Annotated in this window: 14 protein-coding genes; 10 read left to right on the top strand and 4 right to left on the bottom strand. The window is 71.3% G+C overall.

From position 1 onward, the window contains the following. Positions 1–59 precede the first annotated feature (59 nt). The 4 genes from ACLVWQ_RS24240 to ACLVWQ_RS24225 all read left to right on the top strand — a co-directional run bounded on the left by ACLVWQ_RS24240 (position 60) and on the right by ACLVWQ_RS24225 (position 3,923). A complete protein-coding gene (locus ACLVWQ_RS24240; protein ID WP_414111260.1) occupies positions 60–839 on the top strand; it encodes an HAD-IIA family hydrolase in 780 nt (259 codons plus the stop codon). Positions 840–923: 84 nt separating this feature from the next. Then, positions 924–1,622: a hypothetical protein gene (locus tag ACLVWQ_RS24235; protein ID WP_414111259.1), complete on the top strand. Its 699-nt coding sequence runs from the start codon at positions 924–926 to the stop codon at positions 1,620–1,622. Between the two features lie 6 nt (positions 1,623–1,628). After that, entirely contained in the window at positions 1,629–2,342 is a 714-nt protein-coding gene (locus tag ACLVWQ_RS24230) for a class F sortase (protein ID WP_414111258.1), read from the top strand. A gap of 558 nt (positions 2,343–2,900) precedes the next feature. After that, the gene (locus tag ACLVWQ_RS24225; protein WP_414111257.1) at positions 2,901–3,923 is read left to right on the top strand and encodes a glycoside hydrolase family 6 protein; all 1,023 of its coding nucleotides are present in this window, start codon (positions 2,901–2,903) and stop codon (positions 3,921–3,923) included. A 24-nt stretch (positions 3,924–3,947) separates the two neighbouring features. Here ACLVWQ_RS24225 and ACLVWQ_RS24220 read toward each other — a convergent pair whose 3' ends face one another. The 4 genes from ACLVWQ_RS24220 to ACLVWQ_RS24205 form a co-directional block, all read right to left on the bottom strand. Continuing rightward, entirely contained in the window at positions 3,948–5,885 is a 1,938-nt protein-coding gene (locus tag ACLVWQ_RS24220; RefSeq protein WP_414111256.1) for a galactose oxidase-like domain-containing protein, read from the bottom strand. A 142-nt stretch (positions 5,886–6,027) separates the two neighbouring features. Continuing rightward, positions 6,028–8,124: a glycosyltransferase family 2 protein gene (locus ACLVWQ_RS24215; RefSeq protein WP_414111255.1), complete on the bottom strand. Its 2,097-nt coding sequence runs from the start codon at positions 8,122–8,124 to the stop codon at positions 6,028–6,030. A gap of 320 nt (positions 8,125–8,444) precedes the next feature. Continuing rightward, positions 8,445–9,161 (bottom strand): FadR/GntR family transcriptional regulator, encoded by a 717-nt coding sequence (locus ACLVWQ_RS24210; protein ID WP_414111254.1) that lies wholly within the window; start codon positions 9,159–9,161, stop codon positions 8,445–8,447. A 37-nt stretch (positions 9,162–9,198) separates the two neighbouring features. Further along, on the bottom strand, positions 9,199–11,313 hold the full coding sequence (locus tag ACLVWQ_RS24205; protein ID WP_414111253.1) for an acyltransferase family protein: 2,115 nt from the start codon (positions 11,311–11,313) through the stop codon (positions 9,199–9,201). Between the two features lie 293 nt (positions 11,314–11,606). On the opposite strand from ACLVWQ_RS24205, the gene ACLVWQ_RS24200 reads away from it, so the two are divergent. The 6 genes from ACLVWQ_RS24200 to ACLVWQ_RS24175 all read left to right on the top strand — a co-directional run bounded on the left by ACLVWQ_RS24200 (position 11,607) and on the right by ACLVWQ_RS24175 (position 18,044). After that, entirely contained in the window at positions 11,607–13,004 is a 1,398-nt protein-coding gene (locus ACLVWQ_RS24200; protein WP_414111252.1) for a peptidoglycan-binding protein, read from the top strand. Positions 13,005–13,120: 116 nt separating this feature from the next. Continuing rightward, entirely contained in the window at positions 13,121–14,464 is a 1,344-nt protein-coding gene (locus ACLVWQ_RS24195) for an SPFH domain-containing protein (RefSeq protein WP_414111251.1), read from the top strand. Further along, complete coding sequence (locus tag ACLVWQ_RS24190; protein ID WP_414111250.1) at positions 14,451–15,149, top strand: nucleoside/nucleotide kinase family protein; 699 nt, start codon at positions 14,451–14,453, stop codon at positions 15,147–15,149. The genes ACLVWQ_RS24195 and ACLVWQ_RS24190 overlap by 14 nt, the downstream gene beginning before the upstream one ends. 112 nt (positions 15,150–15,261) lie before the next feature. Next, positions 15,262–15,894 carry a lytic polysaccharide monooxygenase gene (locus ACLVWQ_RS24185; protein WP_414111249.1) on the top strand — a complete coding sequence of 211 codons (633 nt, stop codon included), beginning with the start codon at positions 15,262–15,264 and terminating at the stop codon, positions 15,892–15,894. Positions 15,895–15,937: 43 nt separating this feature from the next. After that, on the top strand, positions 15,938–16,180 hold the full coding sequence (locus ACLVWQ_RS24180; RefSeq protein ID WP_414111248.1) for a hypothetical protein: 243 nt from the start codon (positions 15,938–15,940) through the stop codon (positions 16,178–16,180). A 70-nt stretch (positions 16,181–16,250) separates the two neighbouring features. Next, the gene (locus tag ACLVWQ_RS24175; RefSeq protein ID WP_414111247.1) at positions 16,251–18,044 is read left to right on the top strand and encodes an AMP-binding protein; all 1,794 of its coding nucleotides are present in this window, start codon (positions 16,251–16,253) and stop codon (positions 18,042–18,044) included. The last annotated feature ends 29 nt before the right edge of the window (positions 18,045–18,073 follow it).

The raw sequence follows: 18,073 nt of genomic DNA, 5'->3' as shown, positions 1-18,073 counted from the left end.
GCGAACCCCGCAGGCACCCGGCACGGCTCACGCAGCACGCGTACGGCAGGAGACGGCACATGGCAGAGCGCAAGCCCATCGAATCGTGGCTCACGGACATGGACGGGGTGCTCATCCACGAAGGCGTGCCGATCCCCGGCGCCGACGCGTTCATAAGGAAGCTCAGGGAGTCGGGGAAGCCCTTCCTGGTCCTCACCAACAACTCCATCTACACGGCCCGCGATCTGCACGCCCGCCTGCGCCGGATGGGCCTGGACGTGCCCGTCGAGAACATCTGGACGTCCGCCCTGGCCACCGCCCAGTTCCTGGAGGACCAGCGTCCCGAGGGCTCCGCGTACGTGATCGGGGAGGCGGGTCTGACCACCGCGCTGCACGACATCGGGTACGTGCTGACCGACCACGCCCCCGACTACGTGGTCCTCGGCGAGACCCGTACGTACTCCTTCGAGGCCATGACCAAGGCGGTGCGGCTGATCAACGACGGCGCCCGTTTCATCGCCACGAACCCCGACGAGACCGGCCCGTCCGCCGAGGGCGCGCTGCCCGCCACCGGCGCCGTCGCCGCGCTCATCACCAAGGCGACCGGCAAGAAGCCCTACTTCGCGGGCAAGCCGAACCCGCTCATGATGCGTACGGGGCTCAACACCATCGGCGCGCACTCCGAGACCAGCGCGATGATCGGTGACCGCATGGACACGGACGTCCTGGCCGGCCTGGAGGCGGGCATGGAGACCTTCCTCGTCCTCACCGGGCTCACCACGGCCGCGGAGATCGAGAAGTACCCGTACCGCCCGTCCACGATCGTCGACTCCATCGCGGACCTCGTCGAGCGAATCTGAGTCACCCGTACAGCGCAGTGGGTCCCCTCCCCGGATGCGTCCGGGTGCCCCGGGGAGGACGCTCCAGATATCTGGAGGTTCACGATGGGTTCACTGCGACTCACACTCTGTTCCGGGGTGGTGGCTGCCGCCGTACTCACCCCCGCCGCGTACGCGGCCGACGGAGGCATCCGGGTGACTCCGGCCCCGGTTCCCGGCAGCGACGTCCAACTGCGGGTCCGGGGCTGTTCCGGGATGTCGGGCACCGCCGCGTCCGAGGCGTTCGTCGCCGACGCGCAGCTCACCGGGAAGCCCGGGACCCTCACCGGTGAGACCCGTGTCCGCTCGACGCTCGACCCCGGTACGTACGACGTGAAGGTCACCTGCGACGGCTTCGAGGACAAGGTCAAGGGCACCGTCACCGTCGTGGACAGGAAGCAGCGGGAGAAGCGGGAGAAGCAGGAGAAGCAGGCGAGGGAGAGGGCGCAGCGGGAGAAGGAGAAGAGGCGGCAGGAGCAGCAGGCGCAGAAGCGGCGCGATCAGCAGAAGCAGCGGCAGGACGAGGACGCGGCCGCCACCCCTGCCAAGTCCACCCCCGCCGAGTCCGCCTCTCCCGCCGCGCCCGCCTCCCCCGTCGCCCCCGTCCACGCCGGCGGTGGCGGTACCGCCCGCCTCGCCGACGCCGAGACGCGGTCGGAGGGGCCCGGCACCCGGCACGCGGTCGTCGGGCTCGTCCTTGCCTCGGTCGCCGCCGTCGCCGTGGCCGTGAGCAGCGCCCGGCGGGGCCGCCGCCGAACGGACTGAGCGGCCATGTCGCCACGCGAACCACGCGAACCACGCGAACCACGCGCGCACCGGGAAGACATGGGCGGTGGGCGGCTCCTGATGGGTGTGGCCTGGGCGCTGCTGCTGCTCGGGCTGTGGATGTGGGGCCGAGAGGTCACCGACGTACGGCAGGGCATCTCCTCGCCGACCACGGGCGACGTGGCGGCGGTCGGACGGCCGCTCGGTGTCCGGCTGCCGCCCGCGCTGAGGCCGTTGGCGGACGCGCGGCCCCAGCGTGTGGAGATCCCCGCGCTGGGCGTGGCGGCGCCCGTGGTGGCCCGGGGCCTCGATCGGCGCGGGGCGATCGATCCGCCGCCGTACGGGCAGCCGGGAACCGTGGGCTGGTACGGGAGCGGTGTGGGGCCCGGTGCGCACGGGACCGCGCTGTTCGTCGGGCACGTGGACACCGAGACGCGGCCCGCGGTCTTCTACCACCTCAGCGAGGTGCGGCCGGGTGCGACGGTCCGGGTGGTCCGGGACGACGGGAAGGTCGCCGAGTTCACCGTCGAGGACGTACAGGTCTTCGCCGGCGACCGCTTCGACGCCGAGAAGGTGTACGGGACACGGCAGTCCGGGCGGGCCGAGCTGCGACTGATCACCTGCGGCGGCTCCTTCGACCGGGACAGCGGCGCCTACACGGCGAACGTGGTCGTCTCCGCGTACCTCAGCGGCAAGACCTCGCAGGTCGAGGACGGCTGAGGGCGCGGTTCCCTGTGCGGCGGTCCGCCGCGGCACCTTGCCCGGTCGACGACCCGCTCCCCCGGGAGCCGCCGACCGGGCTGGTCCTCGACCGTGCGCGCACGGGTTGCGGGAGTAACCCGGCGACGGCACAGGAGGTTCGGGGGCCCGTCCGGGCCGGTGTCCGTCCGAGCGGATACCGCGGCGAACGCCCGACGCGAGAGGACGGGTCCCGACAACCGGGGGCCGGGGTCGCCTGAGACGACTTTAGAACGTATGAGCGTTCCGGCCTAGGGGCTGAATGACGCCAAGTCCCGCCGCGGTGGCGCTGAGTCATCCGTGCAGCTGGTCGCGGCGCCGCAGCGGCATCGGGGCGGGTCGGGCACGGCACGGGAGCGCTTTCGGGCGTCCGCCGGCCGGTCGCGCGGGGTGAGTCCGGGAGCGGCCCGCGTGCCGGACGCCCGTTCGGTCGCGAGGCGCTGTAACAGCTGGCCGACAAGGTGTGACTGCGCTCGTGGGCGGACCGACACGTATGTCAGGATTGGCCCTTCGGACGGTGCACCCGAGGGGGAGTTTCTGATGTACGGGAGCAGGGGGGCCGGGGCATGGGCGTCCGTGGCGGTGGCCGGAGCTGTGCTGCTGCTCGCGGGGTGTTCGTCCTCGGGTGACGACGGCGGCGGCGACAAGGACACGTCGGGCGCCGAGGTGAGCCAACAGCCCAAGGACAAGGACCCGTTCTGGGTCAACCCGGACGGGAACGCGGCCGAACAGGTCGCCACCTATGTGAAGGACGGCAAGGACGAGGACGCCGAACTGATCCGCACGATCGCCGAGCAGCCCACCGGCCAGTGGCTCACTCCGGAGAACGCGGAGCAGGAGGCGCGCGGCTTCACCGAGGCCGCCGCCAAGGCCGACCGGGACGCGCTGCTCGTCGTCTACAACATCCCGCACCGCGACTGCGGCCAGTTCTCCGGCGGCGGCGCGGCGGACGGCAACGCGTACCGGGCCTTCATCGACCAGGTCGCCGGCGGCATCGGGGACCGCGCGGCCACCGTGATCCTGGAGCCGGACGCCGTGCTGCACATGGTGGACGGCTGCACCCCGGACGAGTTCCACGAGGAGCGGTACGACCTCCTGCGGGGCGCGGTGGAGAAGTTCAAGTCGCTGAAGAACACGAAGGTCTACCTGGACGCGGGCAACGCGGGCTGGGGCAAGCCCGATGCGATCTTCGAGCCGCTGAAGCTGGCAGGCGTGGAGAACGCCGACGGCTTCGCGGTCAACGTGTCCAACTTCTATACGACGGCCGACAGCACGAAGTACGGCAAGGAGCTGTCGGCGAAGGTCGGCGCCAAGCCGTTCGTGATCGACACCAGCCGCAACGGCAACGGGCCGTACACGGAGGGCGATCCGGCGGAGAACTGGTGCAACCCTCCGGGGCGCGCGCTGGGCGAGCCGCCCACCACGAAGACCGCGGACGGCCTCGTCGACGCCTATCTGTGGGTCAAGCGGCCCGGCGAGTCCGACGGCACCTGCAAGGACGGGCCGAAGGCGGGCCAGTGGTGGCCGGAGTACGCGCTGAAACTGGCGAAGGCCAGCAAGTAGGCGGCGCGTACCCGGCCCCCTCTGTCAGGGGATCCTCACCCACTGGGCCTTGCTCGGGGTGCCCTGGTCGTCCGTCACGAAGAGCATGTACCAGCCGGACTCGACGAGGTTGCGGCTCTTCGGGACGGTGACCTCGATGCCGTCCTTCGTCTTCTCGAAGTCCAGCGCGATCGACCGCTGGTCGACGTCGGTGACGTGCGTCGACGCGCTGGGCCTGATCAGCCGGGCCGACTTGATCGACGAGGCGTGCTGCGACGTGAAGGTCGCCGACCCGCCGCGCTCGACGGTCTTCGGACCGCCGGAGAGCGTGGGCCGCGCACCCTGGTACAGGTACGGCGGCGTGTAGATCTCCACCCGCTGCTCGAACTTGCCCGGCTTGGTGTTGGCCTTGTCGGCGTAGAGCGAGTCCGAGCCGAAGAACATCACGCGGCCGTCGGGCAGCAGGATCGAGCCCGAGTGGTAGTTGCGCCCCACCAGCGGGTCGGCGACCCGCTTGAACTCGTCGGTCTTCGAGTCGTACATCCGGGCCTGCAGGATGTTGGAGTCACCGCGGCCGCGGTAGTCCTCGGAGCCGCCGGACACGAGCACGTCGTCGTCGGGCAGGATCGAGTACTGCGGGTAGCGGGTGCCCTTCTCCAGCTCGGGGCCGTCGACGAACTCCGGGTTGTCGTCGAGCAGGTCGATGATGCGGGTCTTCTTGCTGGACTCCTTGGACTCGCCGACCCCGCCGCCGCCGATCACCATGTACTTCTCGTCCTGCGCGGGCGGCAGCAGCACCGTGCCCGCGGTCTCCAGGAGCTTCGGGTCGGACAGGCCCTTGAGCTTCTTGAACTTGTTCGTCTCCAGGTCCCAGATGCCCGGGTCGCGGCCGACGTCGTCGGGCCCGTAACCGGCGTTCGCGCCCGAGTAGAACAGCTTGCCGTTCTGCATCAGGGATATCGCGGGGTAGGTCGGGAACTGCCTGATCCCCTTGGTGTACGTCCACTTCTTGGTCTTGGGGTCGTACACCTCGTTCTTGCCCGGGACCAGCTGGCCGATCTCGTCCAGGCCGGAGAGGCTGAGGATCTTGCCGTCGGACAGGGTGGTGAGGGTCGGGTACCAGCGCGCCTCGTTCATCGGGTCGACCTTGATGTACTTCTCGGCGACCGGGTCGAACTCGTAGGCGTCCTTGATGCCCTGGAAGTCCTTCTTGTCGAGGGCGAGCTTCTCCGCGATGCCGTACGTGTTGCGGGCGTCGGTGCCCGACAGGCCCTGCACGCGGTAGTTGTCCTGGGTGCCCGTCTCGTACTTGGCGCCGCTCTTCTGCGCCTCGACGTAGATGCGGCCCAGGCCCGGTTCGTTGCGCAGGAACGCGCCGGTGGCCGGGTCGAAGATCTTCTTGGCCCGCTCGACGACGACCGGGTCCTTCGACACGAACGTCTTGCCGCCCTCCTTGCCCGTGAAGCGGGTGCCCGCGGGCAGGGTGATCGGCTTGTCCGGGTTCTCGTTGTGGACGACCATCAGGCCGCCGGCCTTGGTGATGTCGCCCTTGAGCTTCTCGTAGCGCTTGGTGCCGCCCGCGATCAGCAGGTTTCCGTTGGCCAGCTGGGTGTGGCCGGTGCAGAACAGGTCGGCCGGCGTCGGGACCTTCTTGATCGTCTTCTTGACCGGGTCCCAGACGCGGGTGTCGAACTTCTTCGCGTCGAAGTTGTCCTGGTTGTTGCCCGAGCCGGCGATCAGCAGGATCTTGCCGGTGTGCAGGAGCGCGGCGTGAATGGTGTTGAGCCGGTACTCCTCGGGGAACTCGACGACGTCCCACTTGCCGTTCTCGGCCTTGTACTCAGGTCTGTTGATCTTGTAGTCGTGGTACTGCTCCGACCCGAAGCGGTAGAGCGCGGGCCCGTTCATCCCGGCCAGCGCAAGCACCACCGCCGCACCTATCGCGATGCGGCGGGCACGGCGGCGGCTGGAACCGTCTTTCACTTCAAATCCCGTCTGATTCGGCTGCGTTCATATAGGGCGTGCACGGCGAGCGGAGAGTGCGGGGCGTGCGCGTGTGCACGGCGCGAGGAACCCGCGGGAGCCCCGGGGCCGAGGCCCGCGGCGGAGCCGGCCGCGGGCCTCGTCACTCCCCGGACGAATGACCCCGGCCCCCGAGAGAGCCCCCGAGGGAGATCTGTACCGTCTGGTCGTTCCCGCCGCCGGCCGCCCAGCTCGGCTTGTGCTGGGGCGCGTGCGGAGCGGACGGGGACTGACGTGGCTGAAGAGGCTGCTGGGACTGGTGGGGCTGCTGGGCCGGATGAGGCTGGTGCTGGGGCTGGTGGGGGATCCGGCTGTCCTGCACGGCGGTCGGGAACTCCGTGGCGGCGTCCCGGCCGCCCCCGCCTCCACTCCCGCCCGGGCCGTTCTGACGGCCCTGGCGGTGCTTGCGCCCCTTCTTGTCCTGCCGCATCATCCAGCGCCACGCGAACATCGGCGAGGCGGTGATGAGCAGCGCGAACGTCGCCCAGATGATCATCGCCGGGTGGGAGTGCCCGTAGACGAAACCGGCGGTGATCGAGCCGATGAAGATCGCGATGAAGTACCAGTGGTACCTGAACGTCCCGAACCAGGTGTCCGGGCTGGCGGAGTCGCCCTTCGGCGTGACCACGAACTTGCTCTTGCGCCGCAGCACCGCGTCGATCAGTGCCTTCGCGTACAGCGGCGCGGAGAGCGCGGACATGATCATGCCGGCCACTCCGCCGGAGCCCTCGGGCTCGTGCGGCGAGACGTTGTGGCGGCGGTTCCAGACGTACAGGCCGATCTGCAGCGCGGACGCGTTGCCGTAGAGCATCAGCCAGATCGCCGGGTCGATGTTCACACCCGAGGCGCCCAGACCCAGGAACAGGGCGCAGCTCAGCGCCGCCAGGATCCAGTTGAGGGCCGACATCGGGTAGAAGATGATCATCATGGTGTAGTTGAAGAACTTGCTCGGCGGCAGCGAGTAGAGGCCCTTCCAGTACTGCTTGAGGATCGTCTCGTACGTACCTCGTGACCAGCGCATCTGCTGGGTGAAGAAGTCCGTCCAGGCGTTGGGCCCCTCGCCGACCGCCAGGACGTCCGGGGTGTAGACCGAGCGCCACTTCTTGCCCGTCGCCGGGTTCGTGTGGCGGTGGATCTCGAAGCCGGTCGCCATGTCCTCGGTGATCGAGTCGTACAGGCCGCCGATCTGCTTCAGCGCCTTGATGCGGACGGCGTTGGAGGTGCCGACGAACATCGGGGAGCCGTAGGCGTTGCCCGCGCGCTGGATCAGCGCGTGGAAGAGGAACTGCTGCGACTCGGCGGCCTTGGTGATCGGGTTGTCGTAGTTCCCGTAGACCTGCGGGCCGATCACGAAGCCGATGTTCGGGTCGCGGAAGAAGCCCAGCATCCGCTCCAGGTAGTTCGGCAGCGGGACGTGGTCGGTGTCGACGGAGGCGAAGAAGTCGTAGTGGTCGCCGTGCGCGTCCAGCCAGGCGTTGTAGTTACCGTGCTTGGTCTTGGCGCGGTGCGGGCCCTTCTTCTGGTTCCACTTCTCGACGCCCTTGCGGGAGAAGTGGTGCACGCCCAGACGCTCGCAGACGGCCTTCACCGCCGGGTCGTCGCCCTCGTCGAGGAGCCAGACGTGCATGAGACCGCGGTGCCGGATCCGCACCGCGGCCTCCAGGGTCTTCGTCACCATCTCCAACGGCTCCTTGCCGGGCACGAAGGAGGTGAGGAAGGCCACTCTCGTGCCGGTCTCGGGCACCACCGGGATCGGGTCGCGGGCGACCAGCGTGGCGTGCGCGTTCGACAGCACGTTCATGCAGCGGAACAGCTCGATCAGACCGATCGAGACCAGCATGACCATGTCGAGCGCCGGCAGGAAGTCGTAGGCGGGGTAGTCCCGCTCGGTCCAGTGCGTGGGCTGCAGCAGCCAGGCCAGGAGCACCAGCGACAGCAGCGGCGCGGCGCCCAGCATGAGGGCGGCCCGCAGCCGGTGCGGCTCCTGCGAGAGCAGCGTGCGGTACTGCACCTTGTACGGTTTGTTCGGGTCCGGCTGAGTAAGAGGACCTGCGAGACGGCTGTAGTGCTCGTAGTCGTATCTCGGTAGGTTCTTCTTTATTCTCCGGAAGGTACCGGTTCGGGTCTGTGACGGCACCCTGAGCTGGGTGGTCTCGGACGGGTCGGAGTTCTGCCGGGCGCCCGTCGGCGTCGACGTCATGAGTCATCCCCCCACACGCGAGTCGCCGCGTGCTCGTTGTTCCGTTCGCCCGCGCATGTCCCCCTAGACATTCACAGGCGTATCAACAGCAGCCCCCGTCACCACATCATCCACATACCCTATAGACATGGCGGAGCGGCCTTCCGGTTGCATGATGCCCCCCTCGACATCCGTTCACGAACGGGGCCCCATCCCCGTCTTCGGACGCAACCGTTCCCGGGTCCTGGCGGATCCGGCCCCCGGCTGCTCTGTAACCGCAGCCTCTTGTTGCCCAGGGTTCTACGCCGTTCATCATGATCGCAAGACGCGAAACGCGGTGTTTACCGGTCATACGCGCCTATTGAGGTGCGTGCGGTCTCGTTCGGTACCGTTGCGGTCAACCGTGTACGGATGTGGCCGAAGTGTTCTCTTGTCGCGGCCTCGGCCCTGACGGCGTCGCCCGAGCGCACCGCGTCGAGGATCTGCCGGTGCTGCCGGCAGGTGACCGCCGGATCCTGCGGAAGCTCCACGAGATCCGTGCGTACGCGGTGGAAGGCGTCCCAGAACGCCTCCAGGAGCTCGCTCAGCAGCAGGTTGCCCAGGCCCCGGTAGAGGGTGGCGTGAAAGGTGCGGTCGGTCTCGGTGAGAACCGTGCCGGCGGCGGCCTCGGCGTCCATCCGGTCGACCAGCGCGTCGAGCGCGGCCAGGTCGGCGGCCGGGACGCGGCCCGCGACCTGGGAGACCAGGCCGGTCTCCACCGCCTCGCGCAGTTGCAGCAGTTGCAGGAGGCTGTCCTCGCCCCGGTAGTGCCCGGCGACCGTGCGGAAGGCCAGGCCCTCGATCATCGGCGCCATGGACATCGGCCCGACGTACGTGCCGAAGCCGTGCCGGATCTCGACGATGCCCATCGCCTGGAGGGCTTTGAGGGCCTCGCGCACGGAGTTGCGGCTGGCACCGAGCAGCTCCATGAGGTCGGGCTCGGTCGGCAGCACGGCGCCCGAGGGCAGCCGACGGTCGATGATCAGCTTCTTGATCTGCTCCTGGAGGTCGCGCGCCATGGCGAGAGGGTAGCGGGGGCCGGGCGGGCCCGCGGTGTCAGGGCGTACCGACGAGACGGTCGAGGGAGGGCGCCAGGACCGGGGCGAGCGCCTCGGCGTACGCCTCCGAGAGGTGGCTGTCGTCGCGGTAGACGGCGGTGTCGGCGACGACGACGGGGCAGACGCCGGTGCGGGGCGCGCAGAGCCAGGGGGTGGGGTCGACGGCGGTGACGGCCGTCGTGGACGCGGCGGCGCGCAGCGCGGCACCGCGGGTCGCGTCGCGCACGGCGTCCGGCAAGTGATCGGCGCAGGCGCGCAGTTGCAGGGAGTTGTCGGCGGCGCAGTCGACCGGGTCGCCCTTGGGCCACGGGGTGTCGACCAGGGCGGCGACCCGGGCGCCCGAGGCACGCAGGGCGCGGAAGGTGCTCTCGTAGCCGGCTGTCCACTGGCGGAGGAGGTCGGCGGCGGGGCGGAGCGGGTCCCCGGCGTCCGAGGAGGAGACGACGACCAGGTCGGGGCGCAGCTCCTTGATCCTCGCCACGGCGTCGGCGCGCCAGGAGTCGCAGGCGGCGTACGCCTGGTGGCTCCTGACGGTGGTCACGTCGGCGACCTTGCAGGAGGCCTTCGTCATCGACACGAGCCGCCAGCCGCGGGTGGCCGCGAGCCGTCGCAGGGCCGGGAACCACTGGGCGGCGTGGGAGTCGCCGAAGAGGACGACCGTACGGGAGGAGGTGCGGTCGCCGTATACACAGGGCCGGGCGGTGGTGGCGGCGTAGTCGACGTGGCAGCCGTCCCGGTAGACCGCGGAGAGGGTGGACTTCACCTTCGGCAGGGGCGGGGCGAGGTTGCTCGGCAGGGCGGTGGGGGACGAGGCCAGGAGTCCGGCGAGACGTGCCCGCGGGTCCGGCGCGTCGGACAGGGTCCGCGCCAGCGCGGGCGCGGGGGCGCCCACCTCGATCGTCGGCGGGACCGCCGTCGCGGTCAGGGAGAGCGCGGAGGCGGCGGCCGACAGTGCGGCCCCGAGGACCAGGGCGCGGCGGGGGCGTCCGCGGAAGGCCCGGTGGAAGCGGACCGGGTTCTCGACGAGGCGCAGGGTCAGCCAGGCCAGGCCCAGCGCGGCCGCGGACAGCCCGAGGGCGAGCGGCACACCGGCCGTGCCGTCGGGGCGGCCCAGCGCCGCCGGGGCTATGACGAGCAGCGGCCAGTGCCACAGGTACCAGCCGTACGAGAGTCCGCCGAGCCACACCAGGGGGCGCCACCCCAGCAGCCGGCCCGCGCCGTACGGGGTGGGGGTGCAGCCGCCGGCCAGGACGAGCACGGTTCCGGCGACCGGCAGCAGGGCGTGGTGACCGGGGAAGGGTGTCTCGTCGTCGTACCAGACCGCAGACAGGGCGACGCAGGCCAGGCCGAGCCAGGTCAGCGGGGCGGCGAGGGCCGCGGGCAGCCGCGTCAGCCGGACGGCGGCCAGGGCCAGGAGCGCGCCGACGCCCAGTTCCCAGGCCCGGGTGAGGGAGCCGAAGTACGCCCAGGGCGCCGAGGAGTTCGTCAGGAAGATCCCCGCCGTGAACGAGCCCACGCACAGCACCGCGAGCGGCACCGCGACCAGCCGGCGCCGGCCGCGGGCGATCCGCCAGGTCAGCAGCAGGAGCGGCGGCCACACCAGGTAGAACTGCTCCTCCACGGCGAGCGACCAGAAGTGCTGGAACGGCGACGGCGGGCTGTTCTGGGCGAGATAGTCCGTGCCGGCCGCCGCCAGCCGGAAGTTGACCGCGTACAGCGCGCCGGCGAGGGCGTCGCCCGCGTACTCGGCGAGCCGCGCCTTCGACAGGAACAGCCAGGCACCACCCAGCGTGCAGGCGATGACCAGGGACGACACGGGCAGCAGCCGCAGCGCCCGGCGGGCGTAGAAGGAACGGACCGACACCCGTCCGGTGGTGGTGAGTTCGCGCAGCAGCAGCGAGGTGATGAGGAAGCCGGAGATCACGAAGAAGACGTCGACGCCTATGTAGCCGCCGGCGGCCTGGGACACGCCCGCGTGGGAGAGCACCACCAGGCCGACGGCCACCGCGCGCAGCCCCTGGATGTCGAGCCGCAGGGCGGGGGCAGGGGTGGCGGCGGAGGTACCGGCGCCGGCGGTGTCAAAGGTGTGGCTCTCGGGCGGTGGGCTCGGCATTGCGGGCGGCTCCTCGGCGTGACGGACACGTTTCGGCTGTGAAGATCTCTCCGCCGTCACATGAGTTGTGCCGCCGCCGCCCGAAACCGGCCTCAGGTGTGATTGTTCTTCTGGGCAGGATCTTCGGTTCACCTCTCATTCGGCCTGATGACAGCTCACCTCCCGGAGGACACCGGGCCGGGTACATCATTCGGACCGTCAACATGCGACACCCGGAAGAAGTTGAGAAGCTGACGAATGTGCAGAGGCGCGGAACGGCGCTGCGGGAATTTCGGGAACTTGAGGGGAATCACATGACGGCTCCGGTATTCGAGGAATTCGCCCCCGAGAGCGACTGCGACTGCCCTGGATGTACGCACTGGCGGCGCGTGCTGCCGCATTCCGCCGCCGGCGGATTCGGCGGGCACCCGGCGGCGGGCTCCCCGGTTCCCGGGCTCGGCCGGACCGGCGGGACCCCCATGGCGCTCGTCCTCGCGGCGGCCACGGGCACGGCGCTCGGCGCGGTGGGAACGGTGGGCGCGGTACCGGCCGTGGCCGCCGCGCACGCCCCGCAGCGGCCCGGAACTCCCGCGGGCGACGGGCCCGCCATCGACGAACCGGGCACCCCGCAGGGCGGTCTGACGCCGCTGCACGGGCCGGGCGGGGTGCCGGCCAAGGCCGAGGCGCCCACGACGACCCGGTCCGCGATCATCGACCGGGCCAAGGAGTGGGTCGCCGCGGAGGTGCCCTACAACATGGGCGCGTACTGGTCGGACGGATACCGCCAGGACTGCTCGGGCTTCGTCTCGATGGCCTGGAACCTCGGCGGCAACGAATGGACGGGCAGCCTCGACCAGTACGGGGTCAGGATCGCCAAGGCGGATCTCCAGCCCGGGGACATGCTGCTCTTCCACAATCCGGCCGACCCCGAGAAAGGGTCGCACGTCGTACTGTTCGGCGGCTGGACGGATTCCACCCGGAGCCATTACATCGCGTACGAACAGACCCGCCCGCACGCCCGCAGGGTGGCCACTCCTTACGCCTACTGGAGTAATTCCGACCGCTATCTCGCATACCGCTACAGGGGCGTCACGTCGGAGCCGGGGAAAGGCGGCACGGGCAGCGGAACGCCCGTCACCTCGCCGGCCCAGAACGCCTTTCCCGGTGCGGGCTCCTTCGGGCCCGGCGCGAACAACGACCACGTCACCCGGCTGGGGCGGATGCTCGTCGCACGGGGCGCGGGCGCCTTCTACACCTCGGGTCCCGGGCCGCGCTGGACGGAGGCGGACCGGCGGGCCACCCGGGCGTTCCAGCAGGCGCAGGGCTGGACCGGGGCGGACGCCGACGGGCTGCCGGGGCCGGCCACCTGGTCGTACCTGGTGAACGGGAAGGGCCGTGACGTGCGGGCCGCGAGCGCCGGCGCGGCGGGTACGTCCGTGCGGCCCCCGGCCGGAGGCGTCGCCTCGCACGGCGTCGCCGGGTACCCCGGGCGGGCGCTGTTCCGGCCAGGCGCGGTCAACGCCCATGTCACCCGGCTCGGGGAGCAACTGGTGGAGAAGGGGTTCGGCACGCACTACACACAGGGTCCGGGACCGCGCTGGGGAGAGGCCGACCGGCGCAACGTCGAGGCGTTCCAGCGCGCGCAGGGGTGGCGGGGCGGGGCGGCGGACGGCTACCCGGGACCGGAGACCTGGCGACGCCTCTTCTCCTGATTCTCCTGACGGGCTCCGGACCGCACCACTCACCCGGCGGTCCCGGCGGTTCTCAGATGGCAGTTCGCGTACGGCGGTTCTTCCCGGCGCGGAGACCCGGAGGCACGGAGGCACGCATGAGCACGACGACCACTTCACACACCCCGGAGTCCGAGGGGACCCCCGAGGGGGAGGCACGCGACACGGGCGGCCGAGAGACGAGGGGCGGCGGCAAGGACAGGGGCGGCCGCGAAAGCGACGGCCGGGACAACGGCGGCCGGGACAGCGGCGGCCGTGAAAAGGGCGGTCGGGACAGCGGAGTTCGGGACAGCGGGGGCCGGGACGGCGGGGGCCGCGGGGCGCGGGTCATCCGTACCGAGGCGACCACCGAGATCCCCGTCCACCTGCTGTTCCGTGACGAGCCCGAGCCGATGTCGGTGGCGCTCGCACCCGCCGTCGTGAGCCGTCGGCGCGGTACCGGAGAGCAGCCGCGGATCGCCCGGCGCCCGCCGGCCCCGCTGCGGCCGAGGCCCGCTCCGGAGGTCGACCCCGACCTGGTGGAACGCCCCGCACGGGTGCTGCCAGGCCTGGCCGGAGTACTGGCCGGTGCCGTCGGCGCGAGCGGGTGCGTCCTGGCGTCGTGGTGGGCGGGCGCCCTGCCACCGCTCGCCGTCGACGCGCTGGGCCTGCCGGCGCACCCCGGCGCCGGGCTCGGCGCACCGCAGTGGGCGGCGCTCGCGGGGTCGGGGGCGCTCGGCCTGTTCGGGTTCGGCGGGCTGGCGCGCGGCCGCACCGGGCGCGCCTGGGTGCTCGGCCTCTTCGGCCGCTACCGGGGCACGGTCCGGCGCACCGGGCTCATGTGGGTCAACCCGCTGGTGCTGCGCCGCCGGATCGACGTACGGCTGCGGCACTGGCGGAGCGATCCGATGCCCGCGGTCGACGCGAACGGGGTCGCGCTGCGGGTCGTCGTGCTCGTCGTGTGGCGGGTGCGCGACACGGCCCGCGCCGCGCTCGGCGTCGAGGACCACGAGCTGTACCTGCGCGAGTGCGTGGAGGCGGCGCTCGCCCGGGTGCTCGCCCAGCTTCCGGCGGACGTCTCACCGAACTCACCGAACTCACCGCACTCACCGAACGGGCAGGGGGCGGCGGAGGCGGCGACCCTGCGCAACACGGAGGCCGTGAGCGACTCGCTGACCCGGCTGGTGGCGGCGGAGGCCGCGGCTGTCGGCCTGCAGGTGTACTCGGCGCAGCCGCTCGGGGTGGAGTACGCCCCGGAGATCGCCGCGGTCATGCAGCGCCGTCGGATGGCGGCGCTGGACGCCCGGCACCGCGACCGGGTCCTCACCTCGGTCGTCGACTCCGTGGAGGACACGGTGACCCGGCTGACCGTGCGCGGTCTCGTCGAGCTCGACGACTACGAGCGCAAGGCTCTGGTGAAGGACCTGACGGTGGCGTTCTATACGGGGCATGGAGATCGCTGACCGCCGCACCCCCGCCGAAGACCCGCCCGCGCTGTCCGACCTCGCCTCGGACGCCTGGAGCCTGACCGACGGAACACCGCGCGCCGTACTGGGCCTGGCGGGACCGCCCGGAGCGGGCAAGTCGACCCTCGCCCGCGCCCTGGTCGCGCACCTCGGCGAGGGCGCCGCCTATCTGCCGCTCGACGGCTTCCACCTCTCCAACGCCCAGCTGGCACGCCTCGGTCTGACCGCCCGCAAGGGCTCCGAGCCGAGCTTCGACGTGTGGGGGTACGTCGAGCTGCTGCGCCGGGTCCTCGACGAGACCGCCCGCGACATCTACGTACCGGACTACGACCGCACGCTGCACGAGCCCGTCGCCGCACGGCACCTGGTGCCCCCGGCGGCCCGGCTCGTGGTCACCGAGGGGAACTACCTCGCCTGCGATCTGCCGGGCTGGCGGGACGCGTACGTGCTCATGGGGGAGTGCTGGTACGTGGCGGCGCCCGGGGACGTGCGGCAGGAGAGGCTGGTGGAGCGGCAGTTGGCGGGCGGCCGGGACGAGGCGCAGGCGCGGGACTGGGTCGCGACCAACGACGACCCGAACGGGCAGCTCGTGGAGAAGTCGCGGGACCGATGTCACCGGATCGTCTCCACGATCGGCATGGACCCGGGCGGACTTGATATGGACACATCCAAGTCTTGGTAATAATCTGGTACTTGGTCTAGACCTGAATCATCGCTTCACGCTTCACGCTTCACGCATCGCGATGCGCGCGCACGGCTCACGGAACTTCCCCCACGTTCTCAGGAGCGGCAGCATGCGAGAGAACTCCCCGGAAACCTCCCCACCCCGCAAGCGGCTGAAGTGGTACGCCGCGGCGGTCGGACTCGTCACCACGGGAGCCTTCGTGCTCTCCAGCGGCGGGGCCACCGGCCACGGCTACACCGATCTCCCCGTCAGCCGGCAGAAGGTCTGCCAGAACGGCACCGTGGCCAACTGCGGTGACATCCAGTGGGAACCCCAGAGCGTCGAGGGCCCCAAGGGGTTCCCGGCGGCCGGGCCCGCGGACGGTCAGATCTGTTCCGCGAACCACACCAACTTCGGCGCGCTCGACAAGGCGACGACGCCCTCGGGCGGCGCCTGGCCGACGACCAAGGTCAACGGCGGGCAGAGCTACACCTTCCGCTGGCAGTTCACGGCCCGGCACTCCACGACCGACTTCAAGTACTACATCACCAAGAACGGCTGGAACCAGAACGCCGCACTGAGCCGGTCCGCGCTGGACACGGCACCGTTCCTGACCGTTCCCTACAGCGGACAGCCCCCGGCGACGCTCTCGCACAGCGGCACCCTGCCGTCCGGCAAGAGCGGCCACCACGTCATCCTCGCGGTGTGGACGATCGCCGACACGGGGAACGCGTTCTACGCGTGCTCCGACGTCACCTTCTGAGGGTTTCCGCCACCCCCCACGGGTAGGTTCCACGCACGTCGGCATGACCATGGCGGCGTGCGTGGAGCTGTATCGAACAGCGGGGGACGCGGTGGACCGGGCCGAGGGCGAGACGGTGAAGGCGAAGAGGCGGAGCAGGTCGACCCGGGTGTTCCTCGGGGCGATCCTGGTGTCCTGCGTCGGCTTCGGGTTCGCGTACGCCGAGAACTTCGGCGCGGAATCCTCCGTCAAGCGGGTCGACGAGCCCCCTTCGGTCGACGACAGGCCGTACGACAAGGTGCCCTGACCCGCCCCTCTCCTTCCGGCGCGGCGACCGGTCTCCACATCTGACGCTCCGTCAATTATGGTGCGCCCCCATGGGAGCCAGGAGCGCGGGGACCGACCGGCGTACCGTCGCCGAACTCGTCCGGGAGCGGTGGGGCGACCACCGGCCGGGGCTGTGGTGCGAGGAACGGTCCCTGACACATCACCAGGTGGCCGCGGGCGCGGCGGCACGGGCCGCGCTGTTCGCCGACCTGCTGCCGCCGGGCGCCCAGCCGCACGTGGGGGTGCTGCTCGACAACACCCCCGAGTTCCCCCTGTGGCTGAGCGCCGCGGCCCTCGCGGGCGCGGCCGTCGCCGGGATCAACCCCACCCGCCGCGGCCCCGAGCTCGCCCGCGACATCCTGCACACCGAATGCCGGGTCCTGGTCACCGAGCGGACCCACCTGCCCCTCCTCGACGGGCTCGAACTGCCCGGCGTACGCGTGCTGGTGAGCGACACCCCGGCGTACGAGGAGTTGCTCGCGCCGTACGCGGACGCGCGCCCCGAGCCCGGGAGGGCCGCCCCGGACAGCCGCTTCCTCCTGTACTTCACCTCCGGTTCGACCGGGGCGCCCAAGGCGGCGATCTGTACGCAGGGGCGGCTCGCGGCGGCCGGCCAATCCCTGGTCGGCCAGTTCGGGGTGCGCGCGGACGACGTGCACTACATCTGCATGCCGATGTTCCACGGCAACGCGGTGATCGCCGACTGGGCACCCGCCCTCGCGGCCGGGGCGGGCGTCGCGCTGCGGCGGCGCTTCTCCGCCTCGGGCTTCCTGCCGGACGTACGGGCGTACGGCGCCACGTACTTCACCTACGTGGGGCGTGCCGTCCAGTACATCCTCCAGACCCCGGCTCGCGCCGACGACCGCGACAACCCGCTGCGCACGGGCTTCGGGACGGAGGCGGGCGCGGTGGACGCGGCGGCCTTCGAGGCGCGGTTCGGGGTGCGCCTGGTGGAGGGGTACGGATCCTCGGAGGGCGGGGCGGCGATCCAGTGGAGGCCCGGGACACCGAGGGGCGCGATCGGGCGGGCGGCGCCCGGCGACGACCTCGCGGTGGTCGACCCGGTGAGCCTGGCCGAGTGCCCCGCCGCGGTTTTCGGCCCCGACGGCCTGTTGCTCAACGGGCGGGACGCCATAGGTGAGTTGGTGAACCGCGGGCCCAACCCCTTCGAGGGGTACTGGCGCAACCCGGCGGCGGAGGAGGCACGGCGACGGCGAGCGGGAGCGGGAGCGGGAGGGGGAGCGGGAGGGGGAGGAGGGCGAGGGGCTCCCGGCTCCGGCGGCGGTGGCGGCGGTGGCGCGAGCTGGTACTGGACCGGTGACCTCTTCTACCGGGATGCCGACGGGTTCCTCTACTTCGCGGGCCGTACCGACGACCGGCTCCGCGTCGACAGCGAGAACCTGGCCGCCGCCGTGATCGAGAACATCCTCGCCCGTTACGAGGGCGCGGACGCCGTGGCCGTGTACGCCGTCCCGGACCCGGTGGCGGGCGACCAGGTCATGGCCGCCGTCGCCACCGCGTCCGGCGCCTTCGACCCGCTCGCCTTCGCGGCCTTCCTGCGCGCCCAGCCGGACCTGGGCACCAAGATGGCGCCCCGTTTCGTCCGGGTCCTCGACCGGATGCCGGTCACCGCCACCAACAAGATCCACCGGGCGGGGCTGCGCCGGGAGGGCTTCCGGTGCGCGGATCCGGTGTGGTGGCGGCCGTTGGGGGAGGCGGGAGAGGCGAGAGAGGCAGGGAAGTCGGGGGAGACGGCGGGGTACCGGCTGCTGAGCGGTGCGGACGTGGCGGGGCTGGTGGCGCGGTACCGGGTGCGGGGGCGCGAGGAGCTGCTGTCGAGGTAGCGATGGCCCCTGGCCGACGGGGGCAAGGC

This window comes from Streptomyces sp. CWNU-52B, from assembly GCF_047444975.1.
Taxonomy (GTDB): Bacteria; Actinomycetota; Actinomycetes; order Streptomycetales; family Streptomycetaceae; genus Streptomyces.
This window is presented reverse-complemented; position numbering and strand designations above follow the sequence as displayed.

What these genes read in the sequence shown, in the direction of transcription:
- ACLVWQ_RS24240 (WP_414111260.1), top strand. Translation starts at nt 60, where the DNA reads ATGGCAGAGCGCAAGCCCATCGAATCGTGGCTCACGGACATGGACGGG.
- ACLVWQ_RS24235 (WP_414111259.1), top strand. Translation starts at nt 924, where the DNA reads ATGGGTTCACTGCGACTCACACTCTGTTCCGGGGTGGTGGCTGCCGCC.
- ACLVWQ_RS24230 (WP_414111258.1), top strand. Translation starts at nt 1,629, where the DNA reads ATGTCGCCACGCGAACCACGCGAACCACGCGAACCACGCGCGCACCGG.
- ACLVWQ_RS24225 (WP_414111257.1), top strand. Translation starts at nt 2,901, where the DNA reads ATGTACGGGAGCAGGGGGGCCGGGGCATGGGCGTCCGTGGCGGTGGCC.
- ACLVWQ_RS24215 (WP_414111255.1), bottom strand. Translation starts at nt 8,124, where the DNA reads ATGACGTCGACGCCGACGGGCGCCCGGCAGAACTCCGACCCGTCCGAG.
- ACLVWQ_RS24210 (WP_414111254.1), bottom strand. Translation starts at nt 9,161, where the DNA reads ATGGCGCGCGACCTCCAGGAGCAGATCAAGAAGCTGATCATCGACCGT.
- ACLVWQ_RS24205 (WP_414111253.1), bottom strand. Translation starts at nt 11,313, where the DNA reads ATGCCGAGCCCACCGCCCGAGAGCCACACCTTTGACACCGCCGGCGCC.
- ACLVWQ_RS24200 (WP_414111252.1), top strand. Translation starts at nt 11,607, where the DNA reads ATGACGGCTCCGGTATTCGAGGAATTCGCCCCCGAGAGCGACTGCGAC.
- ACLVWQ_RS24195 (WP_414111251.1), top strand. Translation starts at nt 13,121, where the DNA reads ATGAGCACGACGACCACTTCACACACCCCGGAGTCCGAGGGGACCCCC.
- ACLVWQ_RS24190 (WP_414111250.1), top strand. Translation starts at nt 14,451, where the DNA reads ATGGAGATCGCTGACCGCCGCACCCCCGCCGAAGACCCGCCCGCGCTG.
- ACLVWQ_RS24185 (WP_414111249.1), top strand. Translation starts at nt 15,262, where the DNA reads ATGCGAGAGAACTCCCCGGAAACCTCCCCACCCCGCAAGCGGCTGAAG.
- ACLVWQ_RS24180 (WP_414111248.1), top strand. Translation starts at nt 15,938, where the DNA reads ATGACCATGGCGGCGTGCGTGGAGCTGTATCGAACAGCGGGGGACGCG.
- ACLVWQ_RS24175 (WP_414111247.1), top strand. Translation starts at nt 16,251, where the DNA reads ATGGGAGCCAGGAGCGCGGGGACCGACCGGCGTACCGTCGCCGAACTC.